Below are 1,104 nucleotides of genomic sequence, written 5' to 3' on the forward strand. Positions count from 1 at the left end.
TTGTCATTGCTTATTTTTCCTTGATTATCATCATTTTCCGATATCAACACCTCACTCGGTGGTGAATACATTTCAAGTTGCGCATAAAGCTTTTCCAATGTTTGCTGGGAAAGCTGTTCACAACTTTCATACATTGATTGTGTGTCAAAAAAAGTATCTATTTGATTATCAACAAACGTTTCTGGTAAAAATTCGACCAGTTGCTCACGATACTTAAATACATATCGTAAATCTTGATGTTACTCAAAAATGACGCCCCCTCGATGCTTACTATCAATATAGGCCATTAATCTGCGTTTATAAAGGCGTTTTGTCATCTCGACCATCAATCTCATCGGCCCAGCTTTCAAACAAGGCACAAATCACGCTCTCCTTATTGACCGTGTCACTCAGCAAGCGCTTTGCTTGTTGGCGAACCTGCCCGTAGATTTCGTTCACAATGCCTTGTTTGTCCTCAATAAAACGGGTTACTGTTTCAATTGAGGTCATGACTCCGTGTTCATAACCATTGCGATAGGCCTGCTGACGAATTGCCTCAGCATCACGATTCGCCTCTCTGATAATCTTTTTGGCATGTTCTCGGGCCTGAGCAACTACGCTGATTTTCAGATTATGCGTTACACGGTTCTTGTTTGCTAACAGCACATTTTCTTGCAGCATATCAGCATATGACGTATCAACTTCTTTGAACATGTTGAATGGCCATCCTCATGACTAATTCATTATCACCGGTTAATAGTGGTGGCGCATTTCCGCTATCGTCGTCCGGTGGAAACAATAATGGCAGTCGTTCTCTTATTACCGTCGAGACAGAAGAGGAGAATAAATCAATTTCTCTTTTAGCGCACAACGCATATTGCTCAAGAGAATAAGCAGACGCATCCACCTGCTTATTATCAAGAAAATTCAACAGCGAAAACTGCCTGACAGATTTTTCAAGCTTCCACCAGATTCCACACTGAAAAAGAGTGCTCTTATGGCGTTGACAAGCGACCATAAAAGCCGCTTTGGGCAGCAAATGCCAATGCGCAGCTAAATATCGCTCTCTTTCATTATCTAGATCGAGCGGTTCAACCGAAAGGGAAAAATTTTCGATTAAAATAT

At 41.3% G+C, this 1,104-nt stretch carries 3 protein-coding genes; 1 reads left to right on the forward strand and 2 read right to left on the reverse strand.

Annotation, left to right across the window (positions count from 1 at the left end; genetic code table 11):
• Positions 1–217 (forward strand): hypothetical protein (locus J5224_RS29275; protein ID WP_264628580.1); only part of this gene is annotated, 217 nt, incomplete at its 5' end.
• An 80-nt stretch (positions 218–297) separates the two neighbouring features.
• On the opposite strand, the gene J5224_RS29280 is transcribed toward J5224_RS29275, so the two are convergent.
• Both J5224_RS29280 and J5224_RS29285 read right to left on the reverse strand, forming a co-directional pair.
• Entirely contained in the window at positions 298–693 is a 396-nt protein-coding gene (locus J5224_RS29280) for a hypothetical protein (RefSeq protein WP_264628581.1), read from the reverse strand.
• Positions 677–1,104: hypothetical protein (locus J5224_RS29285; protein ID WP_264628582.1), on the reverse strand; the 428-nt coding region annotated here is incomplete at its 5' end. The genes J5224_RS29285 and J5224_RS29280, both read right to left, overlap by 17 nt.

The organism is Candidatus Symbiopectobacterium sp. NZEC135 (assembly GCF_025962695.1).